At 60.2% G+C, this 483-nt stretch carries 1 pseudogene; it reads right to left on the bottom strand.

Going from position 1 to position 483, the window contains the following annotated elements:
- Window positions 1–149: 149 nt before the first annotated feature.
- Window positions 150–483: pseudogene (locus tag EN879_RS38450) on the bottom strand (ABC transporter substrate-binding protein); the annotation flags it as partial.

The following is a 483-nucleotide window of genomic DNA, read 5'->3' as shown; positions in this document are numbered from 1 at the left end:
CTTGCATGGCGCACTCCTGTCGCAATGGGGCAAGGGAGTCCGCGGCAGTGCCACGGATCTCCAGGTGTTCGGGAGGCCGCGCCGCTGCCTTCTTGATTCTAGCAGCCGGCGCAAGTCCTTGTTATTCAACGAGTGGTAGGCTGGCGCCGCTATTTGGCAGCGTCGACGAATTCGGTCGTGTAGGTCTTCGACAGGTCGATCTGCTTGCCTTGCAGGCTCTTCGAGAATGTCGAGAGAACCTTGAGCACGGTCGGCGGACCATCGGCCGGCATGCGGCCATCCGGCGTGAACATCGCCTTGCCGCCGGCCAGCCCCTGCACGTAAAGGTCCCGGTTGCCGGCATAATAATCCTTCGGCATCTTGTCGGCGATCTCTTCGGCCGAATGCGTGGCGATGAATTTCATCGTCTTGACGAAGGCATTGGCGAGCTTCTGTGCCTCATCCTTGTGGCCTTCCAGCCAGGAGGACTGGACATAGAAGGAC

Source organism: Mesorhizobium sp. M7A.F.Ca.AU.002.02.1.1 (assembly GCF_003998535.1).
Taxonomy (GTDB): domain Bacteria; phylum Pseudomonadota; class Alphaproteobacteria; order Rhizobiales; family Rhizobiaceae; genus Mesorhizobium; species Mesorhizobium ciceri.
This window is presented reverse-complemented; position numbering and strand designations above follow the sequence as displayed.